Annotated in this window: 13 protein-coding genes and 1 pseudogene; 6 read left to right on the forward strand and 8 right to left on the reverse strand. The window is 71.3% G+C overall.

All coding sequences use genetic code 11. From position 1 onward, the window contains the following. Window positions 1–232 precede the first annotated feature (232 nt). Complete coding sequence (locus tag RIM90_RS04820; protein WP_309059280.1) at window positions 233–568, reverse strand: hypothetical protein; 336 nt, start codon at window positions 566–568, stop codon at window positions 233–235. 314 nt (window positions 569–882) lie between these two features. Here RIM90_RS04820 and RIM90_RS04825 point away from each other — a divergent pair, with 314 nt between their 5' ends. Continuing rightward, window positions 883–1,893 carry a helix-turn-helix transcriptional regulator gene (locus RIM90_RS04825; protein WP_309059281.1) on the forward strand — a complete coding sequence of 337 codons (1,011 nt, stop codon included), beginning with the start codon at window positions 883–885 and terminating at the stop codon, window positions 1,891–1,893. Here RIM90_RS04825 and RIM90_RS04830 read toward each other — a convergent pair. The 7 genes from RIM90_RS04830 to RIM90_RS04860 all read right to left on the reverse strand — a co-directional run bounded on the left by RIM90_RS04830 (window position 1,856) and on the right by RIM90_RS04860 (window position 9,837). After that, window positions 1,856–2,893 carry a LuxR C-terminal-related transcriptional regulator gene (locus RIM90_RS04830; protein ID WP_309059294.1) on the reverse strand — a complete coding sequence of 346 codons (1,038 nt, stop codon included), beginning with the start codon at window positions 2,891–2,893 and terminating at the stop codon, window positions 1,856–1,858. The two genes, RIM90_RS04825 and RIM90_RS04830, sit on opposite strands and share 38 nt — an antisense overlap. A gap of 234 nt (window positions 2,894–3,127) precedes the next feature. Beyond that, window positions 3,128–4,234: a substrate-binding domain-containing protein gene (locus RIM90_RS04835; protein ID WP_309059282.1), complete on the reverse strand. Its 1,107-nt coding sequence runs from the start codon at window positions 4,232–4,234 to the stop codon at window positions 3,128–3,130. Between the two features lie 276 nt (window positions 4,235–4,510). Then, entirely contained in the window at window positions 4,511–4,963 is a 453-nt protein-coding gene (locus tag RIM90_RS04840) for a heat shock protein transcriptional repressor HspR (protein ID WP_309059283.1), read from the reverse strand. A 6-nt stretch (window positions 4,964–4,969) separates the two neighbouring features. After that, on the reverse strand, window positions 4,970–6,145 hold the full coding sequence (dnaJ, locus tag RIM90_RS04845) for a molecular chaperone DnaJ (protein ID WP_309059284.1): 1,176 nt from the start codon (window positions 6,143–6,145) through the stop codon (window positions 4,970–4,972). A 36-nt stretch (window positions 6,146–6,181) separates the two neighbouring features. Beyond that, window positions 6,182–6,865, reverse strand: coding sequence for a nucleotide exchange factor GrpE (gene grpE / locus RIM90_RS04850; protein ID WP_309059285.1), 684 nt, complete (start codon window positions 6,863–6,865; stop codon window positions 6,182–6,184). After that, a complete protein-coding gene (gene dnaK / locus RIM90_RS04855; RefSeq protein ID WP_309059286.1) occupies window positions 6,862–8,706 on the reverse strand; it encodes a molecular chaperone DnaK in 1,845 nt (614 codons plus the stop codon). The genes grpE and dnaK overlap by 4 nt, the downstream gene beginning before the upstream one ends. A 93-nt stretch (window positions 8,707–8,799) precedes the next feature. Next, on the reverse strand, window positions 8,800–9,837 hold the full coding sequence (locus RIM90_RS04860) for an MraY family glycosyltransferase (protein WP_309059287.1): 1,038 nt from the start codon (window positions 9,835–9,837) through the stop codon (window positions 8,800–8,802). 225 nt (window positions 9,838–10,062) lie between these two features. Between RIM90_RS04860 and RIM90_RS04865 the strand changes: the two genes are divergently transcribed. The 5 genes and pseudogenes from RIM90_RS04865 to RIM90_RS04885 all read left to right on the forward strand — a co-directional run. After that, the gene (locus tag RIM90_RS04865) at window positions 10,063–12,345 is read left to right on the forward strand and encodes a heterodisulfide reductase-related iron-sulfur binding cluster (RefSeq protein ID WP_309059288.1); all 2,283 of its coding nucleotides are present in this window, start codon (window positions 10,063–10,065) and stop codon (window positions 12,343–12,345) included. A gap of 202 nt (window positions 12,346–12,547) precedes the next feature. After that, a complete protein-coding gene (locus RIM90_RS04870) occupies window positions 12,548–14,002 on the forward strand; it encodes an FG-GAP-like repeat-containing protein (protein WP_309059289.1) in 1,455 nt (484 codons plus the stop codon). Between the two features lie 337 nt (window positions 14,003–14,339). Next, entirely contained in the window at window positions 14,340–15,764 is a 1,425-nt protein-coding gene (locus tag RIM90_RS04875) for an FG-GAP-like repeat-containing protein (RefSeq protein ID WP_309059290.1), read from the forward strand. Window positions 15,765–15,802: 38 nt separating this feature from the next. Next, window positions 15,803–17,224, forward strand: a complete 1,422-nt coding sequence (locus RIM90_RS04880; protein WP_309059291.1) for an FG-GAP repeat protein — start codon at window positions 15,803–15,805, stop codon at window positions 17,222–17,224. A 37-nt stretch (window positions 17,225–17,261) separates the two neighbouring features. Then, a pseudogene (locus RIM90_RS04885) lies at window positions 17,262–17,484 on the forward strand (hypothetical protein); the annotation flags it as partial.

The raw sequence follows: 17,484 nt of genomic DNA on the forward strand, positions 1-17,484 counted from the left end.
ACCCGGACGGCCGCCGGGGCCGCACTCACCGCGCGAGGGGGCGAGGGGCGAACGAGGAGGGGGAGGGCGGGCGGGGACTCGCACCGGTGAACGATCATTACCGGCCATCACACGGTCGGTCCGATACCCGGAAATGTCCCGGAAAACTACAGCGGCGTCACCGTGTTCAGGTCACGGTGACGCCGCTGCGGGGGGAAGCACCTGCGCGATCTGTTACGACGGGGGAATCGCGTCAGGCACTGCGGGGGGTGGCTGAGATGGTCCGGGGGGCAGGGGACTCGGACGCCACCTGCCGATGGTCCCGCTGGTCCAGGTTCACAAAGATCATTCCGTATCGGATGGCACACCGCACGGGCTGCGGCGCCCCCCTGGGCCGGCGCAGGCACCGGAACGCCCGTACGTCCCCGTCCTCGTCCCGCGTGACGACGACCGGCTCACCGAACACGGTCACCATCAGCGAGTCCCCGTTGTGGGGGATGGCGGTCACCAGGTCGATGAAGTGCCATCCGGACCGGTAGGCGGTGGCCATCTCGCGGCGGAAGGATCGATCGTCGGGAGGTGTGGTCATCGCTCAGCCCCAACTGCTGTCGTCCGCCGCAACGGGAGCGGGCACACCCCAGCTACTGTCCGCGATCACGGACTTGGTGCCCGCCACCGGTCCCCAACTACTGTCCGCCCGAGCGTCGCCCTCCGCGCCGGCCAGGCCACTCAGCACTCCGAAGGCCGCGACGACGGAGAAGGCGGCGACAAGCACCGAGCGAAGCGTTCTCTTGCGCATAGTCGGCTTCGTCCTCACTTGAAGGTCCCCTCTTCCCCCGTCCGATAAGACGATGGCTCATTCGGACACATCATGGCCACACAATCGGTGCATCATGTTCCTGCATGTTCAGGACCCTGGGGGGTGGAGATTTGACAACAAATCGGGCAAACGAGACACATCCCCATGCGGTGACCGAACTGTGCGAGGTCGGAAGCCGCCTTTACGGCGATGCCCTGCGCGCGGGTCGCATCGCCCGCGCGGATGTGGAACCCGCCCCCTGCCTGATGGAACTCGCCCTGCTGCACCCCGATCCGGACGACCCCACCTGGCTGCGCCCGGTCCCCCCGGCAGTGGCCCTGGCCCAGCGGCTCAACCCCCTGGAACGGGAGATCACCGAGCGCAGGCGGATGTCGATCGAGCTGACCGACGCCTTCGAGCCGTTCATGGCCCTCAGCGCCCAGGCGACGGCGACCACCCACTCGCTCACGGTGCTGGAGGGGTTCGACCGGATCAACGCCGCCCTCGATCTGGCCACCTCGCAGTGCCGGTCCGAGATGCTCACGGTCCAGCCGGGCGGCCGTCGGCTGGAACACACCCTCGCCCAGGCGCTGGAGCGCGACCAGCAACTGACCGAGAGGGGGGTGCGCATCCGCACTCTCTACCAGCACACCGCACGCCACAGCCCCGAGACACTGGCGTACGTGGCCCGGTTCAACACCGGCAAAGTGGAGTACCGCACCATCGACGAGCTCGTCGAGCGGCTCATCATCTGCGACGAGACCGTGGCCTTCATCCCCACCCGCGACGACCGGCAGGTCGCCCTGGAACTGCGTCACCCGGGTCTCGTCCGCTATCTGATCAAGGTCTTCGAGTTCATGTGGACCCGCGCCGTTCCCCTGAACGCGGGCACCCCGTACGAACCGGCCCTGGACGGTCTCACCGACATCCAGCACTCCATCGCCAAACTCCTCGTGGAGGGCCACGTCGACGAGGCCATCGCCCGCCGCCTGGGCATGAACGTCCGCACCTGCCGCGCCCACATAGCCAAGCTCGCCTCCGCCCTGGGAAGCGGCAGCCGCGCCCAGCTGGGGTACCTCATCGCGCAGTCGGGGATCCTCGACCCGGCAGAGTGACCGGGGCCGCCGGGCGGTGCGCGCCGTCCAGGCCGGCCTGGGCGATGCGGACGCCCAGCTGGGTACGGCTGGCCGCGCCCAGCGTCTCCGACAGGCGGGCGATGTGCGCGCGGCAGGTGCGGACGCTGATCCCCAGCCGTTCCGCGATCACCGCGTCCTGGTGGCCCTCGGCCAGCAGCGCGGCGATGGACTGCTCCCGGTGCGAGATGCCCTCGATGCCGGTGTCGGGCAGCGGGGCGGTCAGCGGGATGGCGAGCCGCCACAGGCGCTCGAAGACCGTGCCCAGGTACTCCACCAGCGCCGGGTGCCGCAGCTCCAGCGCCATCGTGCGCTCGGCGTTGGCGGGGATGAAGGCGACCGTGCGGTCGAACAGGATCAGCCGCTCGATCACCTCGTCCAGGGTGCGCGCCTCCACCGCGTCGCCCATCAGCTCCAGGTAGGTGAGCAGCCCCTGCCCGTGCCGGGCCACGTGCGTGTACAGGTCCCGCATCCGCACCCCGCGGCCGCGCAGCTCCGTCGCCCGGTGCAGTCCCTCCGACAGCTCCGCCTCGCGCCGGATGCCGCCGGGCTGGACGGTGAGCACCTCGGTGGTGCAGGCCCGCGTCGCCTCGTCCATCGCCGCCTGGATCCGCGCCAGCCCGTCCAGCACCCGGATCGCCGGGCCCTCCGCCGCCGAGGGGACCGAGGGCACCTGGCGGCCGAGACCGGAGTACCACTCGAAGGCGGCGACGGCCGAGCCGACCCGGCGCTGGCTCGCGCTGACCTCGTCGTACATCCCGCGCAGCAGCCGGGTCATGACCTCCTGCGGGGAGGTCGGGACCAGCCAGTCCATGTCGTCGGGGTCCGGGTGCAGCAGGGCCAGTTCCATCAGGCAGGGCACCGGCTCCGCGTCCCGGCGCGGCACGCGTCCGCGCCGTACGGCCCGGGAATACACGCGATCCCCGGCTTCGCACAGTCGGTCAGCACCGTGTGGATGCTCGTCCGTCCCGTGCCCGGCCATCGCCCGTCCCACCCCCGGTTCAGCCACTTTCCGCAGCGCAACTATGCGCGGCCGGTAACCGGCTCCGCAACACGGGTCCTCACGGTGCGACCACCGGAAACCACCGGTATGCCCGGCTATTTCCGCGCCCCGGGTCGTGATGGCGCGGCAAACCGGCGGGGGCTGGCCGGATTCCGACGGCCGCGGCGCGCACCGCCGGCCGGGGACCGGCGGTGCGGGAGAGGCGCCCCGGGGCTACTTCAGACCGATCTCGGCGCACGCCGCCCTGTACTTGGCGGTGCAGATGTCCGACACCTCGTAGATCCCGTCGGCGATGACGGTGTCCTTGATGTTCTCCTGCGTCAGCGCGACCACGGGCACGAGCTGCGCCGGGATGTCCTTGTCCGTGGGGCTGTCCACCCGGTCGCGGGTCAGCGAGTCGAACTGGATGTCCCGGCCCTGGACCTTCGCCACGGCCATCTCCGCGGCGCTCTCGGCCTCCTCCGGGTAGGACTTGTACACGCTCATGTACTGCTCGCCGGTGATGATCCGCTGCACCGCCGCCAGTTCCGCGTCCTGGCCGGTGATCGGCGGCATCTCGGTGACGCCGGCGGCCTTGAGCGCCTGGACGATGCCGCCCGCCATGCCGTCGTTGGCGGAGTAGACCGCGGCGATGTTGCCCGCGCCGATCGTGTTGATCGCCTCGGTCATGTTGGCCTGGGCGTTCTCCGGCTTCCAGTCCTTGGTGTCGTAGGACTGGGCGATCGTCACCTTGCCCTTGAGCTCGGACAGCGCGCCCGCCTTGAACTGCTTGGCGTTCGGGTCGGTCGACGAGCCGTTCATCATCACGATCTTGTCGGTGATGCTGAGGTCGTCCCCGAGGGCCTCCAGCAGGGTACGGCCCTGGACCTCGCCGACCAGTTCGTTGTCGAAGGAGATGTACGCGTCGATCGGGCCCTCGGCCAGCCGGTCGTAGGCGATGACCGGGATACCCGCGTCCTTGGCCTTCTTCACGCCGTCCGCGATGGCGTGCGCGTCGACCGCGTCCAGCACGATGACGTCGACCTCGCGGTCGATCATCTCCTGCAGCTGGCTCGCCTGCTTGCCGGCGTCCGCCTCGGCGTTGGCGTACTCGACCTTGCCCCGGTCGTTGGTGAGGGACTCCACCTTCTTCTTGAAGATGGGGTAGTCGAACGTCTCGTACCGGGTGTTGGCCTTCTCCGGGAGCAGCAGCCCGACGGTGATGTCGTTCCCCTTGGTCGGGCTCGCGTCGTCGCTGCTCCCTGTCGCGTTGAGCACGCCGCATCCGGCGAGCATGACGGACATCGTGGTGACGGCCACGGATATGGCGATACGACGCATGCGAGGGCTCACTTCAGGTGCGTTCCGGACGTGGGCACAACTTTGTGGCCCATGTGACTGAAAAGCCAACGCTTCCGCCACCACTCCAGTCAAGACCAGCCACTTAACGAGATGGACACATCACGGTGCGCCGAACTCGTGAGGGAACCGCGAACGACCGGCGGATATCCGCGGGAGCCGCCCGCATGCACCCCACACGGACGTGTGCGCGCACACGGCGAGGGGCCCGGAAGGTTCGATGAACTCCCGGGCCCCTCGCGGCACTTCGCTTCCGCGTCAGTCCGACTGCTGCTGCCGCTTCGGCCGCCACACCACCAGCGCGCTGGTCTGCTGCATCTCCTGGTACGGCACCAGGTCGCGGCGGTACGAGGCGTGCACCGCCGCCTCGCGCTGGCGCATCGCCGCCGCCGCGCCGTCGAGGGCGTCCTCCAGTTCGGCCACGCGGGCCTGGAGGGCGGCGACCTGGTTCTCCAGTTCGATGATGCGCTTGATTCCGGCCAGGTTGATGCCCTCGTCCTGCGACAACTGCTGCACCTGGCGGAGCAGTTCGATGTCGCGGGCCGAGTAGCGGCGGCCCCGGCCGGCGGTGCGGTCCGGCGACACGAGCCCCAGACGGTCGTACTGGCGCAGTGTCTGCGGGTGCAGGCCGGAGAGCTGGGCCGCCACCGAAATGACGTAGACCGGGGTGTCCTGGGTCAGCTCATACGGGTTGCGTCGACGGCCGTCCATCTGAAATCAAGCTCCCTTCGCGGCCTGGAACAGCTCCGCCCGCGGATCCTCACCCGCGGTCGCCTCGCGATACGCCTCCAGCGCCTCACGAGCCTTCCCCGACAGATCCTTGGGAACACTCACCTCCACGGTGACCAGCAGATCACCGCGCGTGCCGTCCTTGCGGACCGCGCCCTTGCCCCGCGCCCGCATGGTGCGGCCGTTGGGCGTGCCCGGCGGCAGCTTCAGCGTGACCGGAGGGCCGCCGAGCGTCGGGACCCGGACCTCGCCGCCGAGGGCCGCCTCGGGGTAGGTGACCGGGACGGTGACGGTGAGGTTGTCGCCCTTGCGGCCGAACACCGGGTGGGTGCCGACGTGCACGACGACGTACAGGTCGCCCGCCGGGCCGCCGCGCTCGCCCGGCGCGCCCTTGCCGCGCAGCCGGATCCGCTGGCCGTCGCTGACGCCCGCGGGGATGCGCACCTGCATGGTCCTGGAGGACTTGGCCCGGCCGCTGCCCTTGCAGACGTCGCAGGGCTCCTCCGCGATCAGACCCCGGCCCTTGCAGTCGGGGCAGGGGTCGGTGAGCGAGAAGCCCCCGCCGGAGCCCCGCGCCACCTGGCCGGTGCCGACGCAGGTCGGGCACACGCGCGGTGTGCCGTTCTTGTCGCCGGTGCCCGAACAGGCCTTGCAGGGCGCTTGCGAGGACATCCTCAGCGGAACGGTCGCGCCCTCGATCGCCTCCGTGAAGCTGAGGGTGACCTCGGACTCGATGTCCTGGCCGCGCCGGGGCTGGGTACGCGTGGTGCCCGCGCCGCCGCGGTTGAACAGGCCCCCGAAGACGTCACCGAGGCCGCCGCCGAAGCCGCCGCCCGCGCCCGGCCCGGCCTGACCGCCGAACAGGTCGCCCAGGTCGAAGTTGAAGGAGCCGCCGCCCGCGCCCGGCCCCGGGCGGAAGCCGCCGTTGCCGAAGAGGGCGCGGGCCTCGTCGTACTCCTTGCGCTTCTTGGGGTCGCCGAGGACGTCGTTCGCCTCGGAGATCTCCTTGAACCGCTCCTCCGCCTTGGCGTTGCCCTTGTTGGCGTCCGGGTGGTACTCGCGGGCGAGCTTCCGGTACGCCTTCTTGATCTCGGCCTCGGTGGCGTCCTTGGGGACGCCGAGGACCTTGTAGTAGTCCTTCTCGATGAAGTCCTTGGTGCTCATCCTCGACGCCCCTCCTTCCCTGCGTCAGTGTTAACGTCAGCCCTCCTCCGGGCCACCGTTCTCCTTGTTCTCCGCCGACTCCGCCGGCTCGGTGCTCTCCTCGGCCGGCTTGACCGTCTGCGCGCCGGGCTGCGGTTCGGCCACGGCCACCCGCGCGGGGCGGATGGTGCGCTCGCCGATGCGGTACCCGGGCTGCAGGATCGCCACGCACGTCGTCTCGGTGACGTCCGGGGCGTAGGAGTGCATCAGGGCCTCGTGGATCGTCGGGTCGAAGGGCTCGCCCTCCTTGCCGAACTGCTGCAGGCCCATCTTCGCCACGGTCGTCTCCAGCGACTCGGCGACGGACTTGAACCCGCCGACCAGTTCGCCGTGTTCCCGCGCGCGGCCGATGTCGTCGAGCACGGGCAGGAGCTCGGTCAGGAGGTTCGCGACGGCGATCTCCTTGACCGCGACCCGGTCGCGCTCGACCCGGCGTCGGTAGTTCTGGAACTCGGCCTGGAGGCGCTGGAGGTCCGCCGTGCGCTCACCCAGCGCCGTGCGTGCCTGGTCCAGCTGGGCCACCAGGGCCGTGTTCTGGTCCGTGTCCCCGGCCGGGGCCGCCGCCTCCTCCGCGGAGGGGGTGGAGGCGGCCGCCGGCTCGGCGTCGTCGGAAGGGGCGCCGGAGGGGACGTCGGGCTGCTGCGACTGCTGCTCGTCGAAGCCCGGGGTCTCCTCCGTCACGCCGCACCGTCCTTGCGGTCCTCGTCGACGATCTCGGCGTCGACGACGTCGTCGTCCGCCTTGGTCTCACCGGCACCGGCGGAGGCGCCGCCGGCCGCCTGGGCGCCCTGGGCGTCGGCGTACATGGCCTGGCCCAGCTTCTGGGAGACGGCCGCGACCTTCTCCGTGGCGGTGCGGATCTCGGCGGTGTCCTCGCCCTTGAGCTTCTCCTTCAGCTCGGCGACGGCGGACTCGACCTCGGTCTTGATCTCGCCGGGGACCTTGTCCGCGTTGTCCGCGAGGAACTTCTCGGTCTGGTAGACGAGCTGCTCGCCCTGGTTGCGGGACTCGGCGGCCTCGCGGCGCTTGTGGTCCTCCTCCGCGTAGCGCTCGGCCTCCTCGCGCATGCGGTCGACCTCTTCCTTCGGGAGCGAGGAGCCGCCGGTGACGGTCATCTTCTGCTCCTTGCCGGTGCCGAGGTCCTTCGCCGTGACGTGCATGATGCCGTTGGCGTCGATGTCGAAGGAGACCTCGATCTGCGGGACGCCGCGCGGCGCCGGGGGCAGACCGGTCAGCTCGAACATGCCGAGCTTCTTGTTGTAGGCCGCGATCTCGCGCTCGCCCTGGTAGACCTGGATCTGCACCGACGGCTGGTTGTCCTCGGCCGTGGTGAAGATCTCCGAACGCTTCGTCGGGATCGTGGTGTTGCGCTCGATCAGCTTGGTCATGATGCCGCCCTTGGTCTCGATGCCGAGGGACAGCGGGGTGACGTCCAGCAGCAGGACGTCCTTGACCTCGCCCTTGAGGACACCGGCCTGGAGCGAGGCGCCGATGGCGACGACCTCGTCCGGGTTCACGCCCTTGTTGGCCTCCTTGCCGCCGGTCAGCTCCTTGACGAGCTCGGCGACGGCGGGCATGCGGGTGGAGCCGCCGACGAGGACGACGTGGTCGATCTCGTTGACGGAGATGCCGGCGTCCTTGATGACGTTGTGGAACGGCGTCTTGCAGCGCTCCAGCAGGTCCGCGGTCAGCTGCTGGAACTGGGCGCGGGTGAGCTTCTCGTCGAGGTGCAGGGGGCCCTCGGCGGAGGCGGTGATGTAGGGGAGGTTGATCGAGGTCTCGGTGGACGAGGACAGCTCGATCTTCGCCTTCTCGGCGGCCTCGCGCAGGCGCTGCAGCGCCATCTTGTCCTTGGACAGGTCCACGCCGTGACCCGACTGGAACTGCTTGACCAGGTAGTCGACGACGCGCTGGTCCCAGTCGTCACCACCGAGGTGGTTGTCACCGTTGGTGGCCTTCACCTCGACGACACCGTCGCCGATCTCCAGCAGGGAGACGTCGAAGGTGCCGCCACCGAGGTCGAAGACGAGGATGGTCTGGTCGTCCTTGTCGAGGCCGTACGCCAGGGCGGCGGCCGTCGGCTCGTTGACGATGCGCAGCACGTTCAGACCGGCGATCTCGCCGGCCTCCTTGGTCGCCTGGCGCTCGGCGTCGTTGAAGTACGCCGGGACGGTGATGACCGCGTCGGTCACCTTCTCGCCCAGGTAGGCCTCGGCGTCCCGCTTCAGCTTCTGCAGCACGAAGGCGCTGATCTGCTGCGGGTTGAAGTCCTTGCCGTCGAGGTTGATCTTCCAGTCGGTGCCCATGTGGCGCTTGACCGACCGGATGGTCCTGTCGACGTTGGTCACGGCCTGGCGCTTGGCCACCTCACCGACCAGCACCTCGCCGTTCTTGGCGAAGGCGACGACGGACGGCGTGGTCCTGGCACCCTCGGCGTTGGTGATGACGGTGGGCTCGCCGCCCTCCAGAACGCTGACGACGGAGTTAGTCGTGCCCAGGTCGATGCCGACCGCACGTGCCATTTCGATTCCTCCAGCTGACTTGAGTGGAACGGACTCAAGCATGCCCGACACGCGGCGCAGGGTCAACAGAGCTGAGTCGACGTGACTCAACTCTTATCCGTTCCTTACACGCAACCGCTCGCTGACCTGCGCGGACGCGGTCGAAGATCGCTGACGAGGTGGGGAAACAGGGGGGACGGGAACCCGCACCAGCGCCAGGACGGCCACCGCGGCCACCGCCGCCACCCACAGCACCGCGCCCCCGGACGCCCATCCGGTGTGCGCGCACACCCCGACGAGTACCCCGCCCAGCGCCCCGACGCCCAGCAGGAGGGTCACCGCGCGCGGGGCGAGCCCGAGCCGCCGCAGCCGGTGCCCGAGGTGGTCCGGCCCGCCGCACGCCAGGGGCCGCCGGGCCGGCCACCGCGCGAGGACCACGAGCGCGGCGTCGGCGCACACCACGGCGGTCAGCGCGAACACCACCCCGGCACTCGCCCCCGCCTCGTGCCCGGCCCGCACGAACACCGCCGCCGAGGCGAGCACGAACCCCGCGAACAGCGAACCGCACGCGCCGAGGGCGGCCCGCGCGGGATGCCAGTTGTGGACGAGGAACCCGGCCAGCGCGGCGGCCAGCACGCCCAGCAGCACCGCGATCCCGTCCATCAGCTCGGCCGCCGCGCAGGCCGCCACCCCGAACGCGGTCACCACCCCCACCGTGCCGGCCAGCCCGTCCGCGTGGTCGAGCCCCCGGAAGGCGGCGGTGAGGCCCACGACCCACCCCACGGCGAGCAGCCCGCCCGGCACCCCGGTCTCCTCGTACGGCACCACCAGCGCCGCCGCCACGGCCGTACCGGCGAGCGGGATCCACCACCGCAGCCGCCACACGTCCGCGGCCAGCCCGAGCGCGCCGACGCAGGCCCCGGCGGCCAGCAGCGTCCCGACGCCGGTCCCGAGCGGCGCGGTCCCGGCCGCGTCCCCGACGGCCGCGACCAGGCCGGTCACCAGCACGACGGCCACTCCCCCGGACAGCGGCACCGCCCGCCGGCGCCTGCGGTCCAGGATGCCCAGGCGCAGGGCGGGGAACCGGAGCAGTTCCGTGAGGAGGGCGACGAGGAGCAGGGCGATGGTGGTGGCGGTGATCCCGTAGAGCACGGATATAAGTTAGGGGCGTATGTACCGATTGGGCGTGAATAACACGATCGGATCCGAGGCGCCACCTCAGGCAACCCTCAGCGACTCAGATCACCCCGCGCCCGGCTACAGTGCGACTGAGGATGGGGGTACTCTCGAACAGACTGCATAAGTTACCGCTTAGTAATCTCGGGGAAGCCGTACGGGAGCCCCCGACGAACCGCCTCGCAGGCCCGAGGAGCCCCCATGCAACTCGCCGCGATCATCGTGTCGCTGGTCCTGACCGTGGTCGGCGTTGCGCTGCTTGCACGCGCGATCGGCCAGTTCGTCCGGTACTTCAAGCTGGGCCAGCCGGTCCCGGCCGGTACCCGGACCGACAACCCCTACCAGCGCAGTGTGACCCTGGTGAAGGAGTTCCTCGGCCACACGCGCATGAACCGGTGGGGCATCGTCGGCATCGCCCACTGGTTCGTGGCCGTCGGCTTCCTGACGCTGCCGCCGACCCTCGCCCAGGCCTTCGGCCAGCTCTTCCAGGCCGACTGGATGCTGCCCGTCGTCGGCGACTTCCTGCCGTTCGAGATGTACATCGAGTTCATCGGCGTGATGACGGTCCTGGGCATCGCCGTGCTGATCGTCATCCGGCTGCTGAGCCTGCCCTCGCGGCCGGGCCGCAAGTCGCGGTTCGCGGGCTCGAAGGCGGGCCAGGCGTACTTCGTCGAGTACGTCATCCTCACCATCGGTCTGGCCATCTACGTGCTGCGCGGCCTGGAGGGCGCGCTGCACCACGTGGACCACTACGAGGCGTCCTACTTCGCCTCGTACCCGCTGGTCCTGGCCTTCAAGGGGCTGAGCGTCGGCACGCTGCAGAACCTGGTCTACCTGTTCGCGATGATCAAGATCTCGACGTCCTTCGTCTGGATGATCGTGGTCTCGCTCAACACCAACATGGGTGTGGCCTGGCACCGCTTCCTGGCCTTCCCGAACATCTGGTTCAAGCGCAACGCGGACGGCTCCACGGCCCTCGGCGCCCTCCAGCCGATGACCTCGGGCGGCGAGCCGATCGACTTCACCGACCCCGGCGACGACGACGTCTTCGGCGTCTCCCAGGTCGAGCAGTTCTCCTGGAAGGGCCTGCTGGACTTCTCCACCTGCACCGAGTGCGGCCGCTGCCAGTCGCAGTGCCCCGCCTGGAACACCGGCAAGCCGCTCTCCCCGAAGCTGCTGATCATGTCGCTGCGCGACCACGCGCACGCCAAGGCCCCCTACCTGCTGGCCGGCGGCGGCAAGACCATGGAGGGCGAGGAGAAGGCGTCCGAGGAGCAGCTGAAGGACGTCCCCGCGTCCGCCCTCGCCGAGGCCGAGCGCCCGCTGGTCGGCACGCTGGAGGAGAACGGCGTCATCGACCCGGACGTCCTGTGGTCCTGCACCACCTGCGGCGCCTGCGTCGAGCAGTGCCCGGTCGACATCGAGCACGTCGACCACATCGTCGACATGCGCCGCTACCAGGTCATGATCGAGTCCGCGTTCCCGTCCGAGGCGGGCACGATGCTCAAGAACCTGGAGAAGAAGGGCAACCCCTGGGGCCTGGCGAAGAAGCAGCGCCTGGAGTGGACCAAGGAGGTCGACTTCGAGGTCCCGGTCGTCGGCAAGGACATCGAGGACCTGTCCGAGGTCGAGTACCTGTACTGGGTCGGCTGCGCCGGCGCCCTGGAGGACCGCGCCAAGAAGACCACCAAGGCCTTCGCCGAGCTGCTGCACATCGCGGGCGTCAAGTTCGCGATCATGGGCGGCGACGAGAAGTGCACCGGTGACTCCGCCCGCCGCCTCGGCAACGAGCCCCTGTTCCAGGAGCTCGGCATGGAGAACGTCATGTCCCTCAACGCCGCCTTCGGCGAGGAGATGGACGACGACGGCAAGGTCACCGAGGAGTCGCGGAAGCCCAGGTCGGCGAAGAAGATCGTCGCCACCTGCCCGCACTGCCTCAACACGCTCGGCAACGAGTACCCGCAGCTCGGCGGCGACTACGAGGTCATCCACCACACCCAGCTGCTCCAGCACCTGGTGGACGAGGGCAAGCTGATCCCGGTCACCCCGGTCGAGGGCATCATCACCTACCACGACCCGTGCTACCTGGGCCGCCACAACAAGATCTACACGCCCCCGCGCGAGATCATCGGCAAGGTCCCGGGCCTGCGCAACGAGGAGATGCACCGCCACAAGGAGCGCGGCTTCTGCTGCGGCGCCGGCGGCGCCCGGATGTGGATGGAGGAGCGGATCGGCAAGCGCATCAACAACGAGCGCGTCGACGAGGCCCTCTCCCTCAACCCGGACATCGTCTCCACCGCCTGCCCGTTCTGCCTCGTCATGCTGACCGACTCGGTCAACGGCAAGAAGAACGACGGCAAGGCCAAGGAGTCCATCCAGGTCGTCGACGTCGCCCAGCTGCTGCTGGAGTCCGTCAAGACCCCGGCCGACCCGGCGGGCGACGAGGAGAGCGAGAGCGCACCGGAGCCCGAACCGGTGAAGTGACGCGACGTCACCGGAGCGAAGGGGCCGTCCGATCGGACGGCCCCTTCGTCATGTCCACGTACAACCCTGCGGACCCTTCGCGGGTCTCCTGTGCGGTGATCATCCGGTGAACCCGGGAGCAATACAGGACGAACACGGGTGACCCACCGCATCGGCACGGGACGCCGCAGCCGGCGGCCGTCCCGCACACGGCAGGAGACCCATGCACAAGAAGATCGGCATCACCCTGGCGACCGCCACCGCGGCCGCGCTCACCGGCGGCCTGCTCGTCGTCCCGGCCGGGCCCGCGGCCGCCGCCCCGGGCCTCGACGGCGACTTCAACGGCGACGGCTACCGGGATGTCGCCGTCACCGCACCCCTGGCCACCGTGGACGGCAAGAACGCCGCCGGCGCCGTCACCATCCTCTACGGCTCCCCGGACGGCGCCGGCGCGAGCAGGATCCAGTCCCTCACCCAGAACAGCGCGGGCGTCCCGGGCGCCGCCGAGAAGGACGACCAGTTCGGCTCCCACACCGCACCCGGCGACTTCAACGGCGACGGCTACGCCGACCTGGCCGTGGGCGCCCCGGGCGAGGACGCCGGCTCGGACACCAACGGCGGCACCGTGGTCATCCTGTGGGGCGGCTCCGGCGGACTGTCCGGCGGCACCACGGTCTCCGACCCCTCCCGCTCCAGCCACGACTGGTTCGGCCAGGTGGTCGCGGCCGGCGACTACGACGGCGACGGCCGGGCCGACCTCGCGATCGCCTCGGACATCAACAAGGTCGACATCTACCGCGGCGGCTTCACCAGGACGGGCTCCACCGGCGGCCGGTACGCCGTCACGGCGCCCGTCCTCAAGGTGAAGGGCATCGACATCTACAACCTCACCCCGGGCGACATCGACTCCGACGGCCGCACCGACCTGGTCGTGGACGGCTACGAGGGCGACAGCGACGGCGAGTACTCGTACAACGCCAACTACTGGCTGCCCGGCTCCTCCTCCGGCACGACCGCCTCGGGCGCCCGGAAGCTCCCCGCCGGCATCATCTCCGACATCGGCGACGTGAACGGCGACGGCTACGGCGACATCGTCATCGGCAACCAGTGGGACGCCGGCGCGAACAGCGCCGGTGCCGCCAAGGGCGGGGCCGTGGAGATCGTCTACGGAACGTCGTACGGCCCCGACGGCGGCGCCGAGACCATCAGCCAGAACACCGCCGGCGTGCCCGGCAGCAACGAGACCGGCGACGGCTTCGGCTACGAGGTCTCCCTCGGCGACATCAACGGCGACGGCCACGACGACCTCGTCGTCGGCTCGCCGGGCGAGGACCTGGACGGGGTCGAGGACGCCGGCATGGTCTCCGTGATCTACGGCTTCAGCGGCGGCCTCTCCGGGACCGGCACCCAGGCCCTGGACCAGGGTGCCCCGGGCGTCCCCGGCAACAACGAGAAGGGCGACAGCTTCGGCGGCGAGGTCCTCCTCTCCGACGTCACCGGCGACGGCAAGGCCGACCTGACCGTCGGCGTGCCGTGGGAGAACTCCTCCAACGGCTACGCCGTCGTCTTCGAGTCCGACGGCTCGAAGATCGACACCGCCGGACGCGGCATCGGCCTGACCCGGGCCGGCCTGTCCTCGGCGGGCTACCCGCTGTTCGGCTTCCACGTCAACGGCTGAGCCGCCCCGGGCCCGTGAGCGGCCCGCGGGCCGGGACCGACCGGCGTCGGCCCGGCCCGCGGCGCACGAAAATCCCGCGCGCCTCGCACACCCGGCCCCTACACTCCGGCACAGGCCATGATCGACAACCGGACCGCCGTGCGCACGGGCCACCCCGCGACCGGTCGCACCCGACGTCCGGACACCACGCCCGTACACGCACCCCGCGTTCACCGCGCACCACGGCTCCACCCCACCGGAACCACCGCCGCGCGCCCCGCGTCGCGCCACCGGCCCGAGCACCCCCGGAACCACCCCGGCACGCCGACCGCGTCCGGCACCCGCAGGAGAAACCCACATGCACCAGCGCCCCGCGCGCCTCGCCCTGGCCGCCGCCACCGCCGCCGCCCTCACCGGCGGCCTGCTCGCCGTGTCGGCCCCGTCGGCCGCAGCCGCCCCCTCCGGCCTGGCCGGCGACTTCAACGGCGACGGATACCGCGACCTCGCCGTCGGCGCGTTCAGCGCCGACGTGGGCTCCGTCCCGGACGCCGGTGCCGTCGTCGTGCTGTACGGCTCGTTCTCCGGGGTCTCGGCGTCCCGCAGGACGGTCGTCAGCCAGAACTCCAGCGGCGTCCCCGGCGTCGCCGAGGAGGGCGACCGCTTCGGCCACAGCCTCGCCGCCGGCGACCTCGACGGCGACGGCTACGCGGACCTCGTCGTCGGCGCCCAGTACGAGGCCATCGGCGACCGCGACGGCGTCGGCTCGGTCACCGTCCTGTGGGGCGGCAAGTCCGGCCTGTCCGGCGGCGCCGTCCTGCCCCAGCCGTCGACCCTCGCCGAGTGGGGCGGCTACGGCTCCGGAGTGGCGGTCGGCGACTTCGACGGCGACGGCGACGCGGACGCGACCGTCACCGGCCAGGACCGCACCCGTCTGTACCGGGGCCCCTTCACCCGCACCGGCGCCCCGACGGGCCACAGCAGCCTCCCCCTCGGCTCCACGTACGAGGTGATCGCGGGTGACCTGAACCGCGACGGCGCGGCCGAACGCGTCTACCCCTTCCTCGTCGACGGCGACCCGGGCGGCGAGATCAGCTACCACCGCTGGACCGGCACCAAGTACGCGGAGACCGGCCTGCCCGCGGCCGACGGCGCCCAGGGCACCGTCGGCGACGTCAACGGCGACGGCTACGGCGACCTGGTCCTCGGCGAGCACGAGGACCCCCGCGCCGCCAAGCCCGGCGGCCACAAGGGCGGCCGGATCACCGTCTGGTACGGCGGCCCCACCGGCCCCGACCCGGCGCAGACGCCCACCGCGATCCACCAGGACACGGCGGGCGTCCCCGGCGGCGGCGAGGCCGGCGACCTGTTCGGCTCCGCGCTGAGCGCGGGCGACGTCAACGGCGACGGCTACGCCGACGTCGCGGTCGGCGCCTTCGGCGAGGACCTGGGCACGAAGAAGGACACCGGCACGGTGACCGTCCTGTTCGGCTCGGCCTCCGGCCTGACCGGCAAGGGCGCCAAGCAGTACTCGCAGAACACGGCGGGCGTGCCCGGCAGCAACGAGACCGACGACGCCTTCGGCCAGACGGTCCGCCTGGCCGACCTCGACAAGAACGGCAAGGCCGACCTCGTCGTCGGCTCCGGCTACGAGAACGGCTACGGCGCCGTCACCGTCCTGCGCGGCGCCTCCTCCGGACCGACCACCTCCGGCGCCACGTTCCTCTCCGCCCGGGACGTCTCCCTCAAGGGCAACGCCTCCTTCGCCTGGGCCATCGCCCAGTGACACGTCCCCGCCCCCCGCACAGCACCACGAGGTTCCCCATGCGCCTGCGCACCGCCGCGACCGCACTCGTCGCGGCCACCCTGACCCCGTTCGCCCTCACCGCGCCCGCCGCGCACGCCGCCGCGCCCGCCGCCCCGTACGACTTCAACGGGGACGGCCGCGCCGACCTGGCGATCGGCGCGCCCGGCGCCACCGTCGCCGGCAAGGCCAAGGCGGGCGCCGTGTCCGTCGTCTACAGCGGCACCGGCGGCCCCAGGACCTCGACCAGGACCCTCCTCACCCAGAACACCGCCGGCGTCCCCGGCAGCGCCGAGGCCGACGACGCGTTCGGCACCTCCGTGGCCTCCGCCGACCTCGACCGCGACGGCTACGCCGACCTGATCGTCGGCGCCCCCGGCGAGGACACCAGCAACGACACCAACGACGGCGTCGCGACCATCGTCTGGGGCTCCGCCTCCGGCCTGTCCGGCGCCCGCACGGTGAACAACTTCGCCCACTCCAGCCACGACCGCTACGGCCTGTCCCTCACCGCGGGCGACTTCGACGCCGACGGCCACCCGGACATCGCCGTCGGCGCCACCGGCTCGACGATGCTCACCTTCGTCCCCGGCCCCATCACCCGCTCCGGCCCGTGGCACGGCGGCACCTCCCAGGGGATGGGCGCCTATCTCGGCTCCTACGGCGTCCCGTACCTCTCCTCCGGCGACGTCACCGGCGAGGGCTTCGACGCGCTCGTCACCCACGGCCACCGCAACGGCGGCGGCAGCTTCAGCGACCTGCTGGACGGCCGGATCAGCAACTCCGGCGACTGGGCGTCGTACCTGCCCCCGGGCTACGTCTCCGCCGTCGGCGACATCGACGGCGACGGCCACGGGGACATCGCCGTCGGCAACGACCGGGAGCCCTCCGCCGACTTCCTGGGCGTGCTCGGCGGCCAGGTCACGATCGTCTACGGCGGCCCCGACGGCCGCGACAAGGACCGCCCCGAGGTCGTCCTCACCCAGAACACCGCCGGCGTCCCCGGCGCGTCGGAGGCCGGCGACCGCTTCGGCAGCGGCGTCGCCCTGGGCGACGTCAACGGCGACGGGTACGCCGACCTCGCCGTCGGCGCCGCGGGCGAGAACGGCGGGGCCGGCGCCGTCACCGTCCTGTACGGCACGGCCTCCGGTCTCACCACCGACGGCTCCAAGTCCTACACCCAGAACACCGCGGGCGTGCCCGGCGGTTCGGAGAAGGGCGACCTCTTCGGCACCCGCGTCGTCCTCACCGACCACACCGGCGACGGCCGCGCCGACCTGTCGGTCTCCGCGCCGGGCGAGAACTCCGGCGACGGCTCGGTCTGGTCCCTGCGCGGCGCGGCGAGCGGCCTCACCACCACGGGCGCGATCAGCTTCGGCCCGGCCACGGCAGGCGTGTCCACCGCCGGCAGCCCGCGCTTCGGCACGGCCCTCGGTGGCTGACCGCCGTCCCCACACACCGACCAACGGGAGGACCCCCATGACCCCGACGCCCCGCCGCACGACCCGGCTCCGGCTCACCGCCGCGACGGCCGCCGCCGCCCTCACCGGCGGCCTGCTCGCCCTGTCCGTGTCCCCGGCGACCGCCGCCGACCGCGCCGACCGCGCCTTCCGGGCCGACTTCAACGGCGACGGCTACGGCGACGTGGCCTTCGCCGCCCCGTACGGCAGGGTCGACGGCCAGGGCATGGCCGGCTACGTCG

The sequence above is a fragment of the Streptomyces sp. genome, assembly GCF_031181555.1.
Taxonomy (GTDB): domain Bacteria; phylum Actinomycetota; class Actinomycetes; order Streptomycetales; family Streptomycetaceae; genus Streptomyces; species Streptomyces fimbriatus.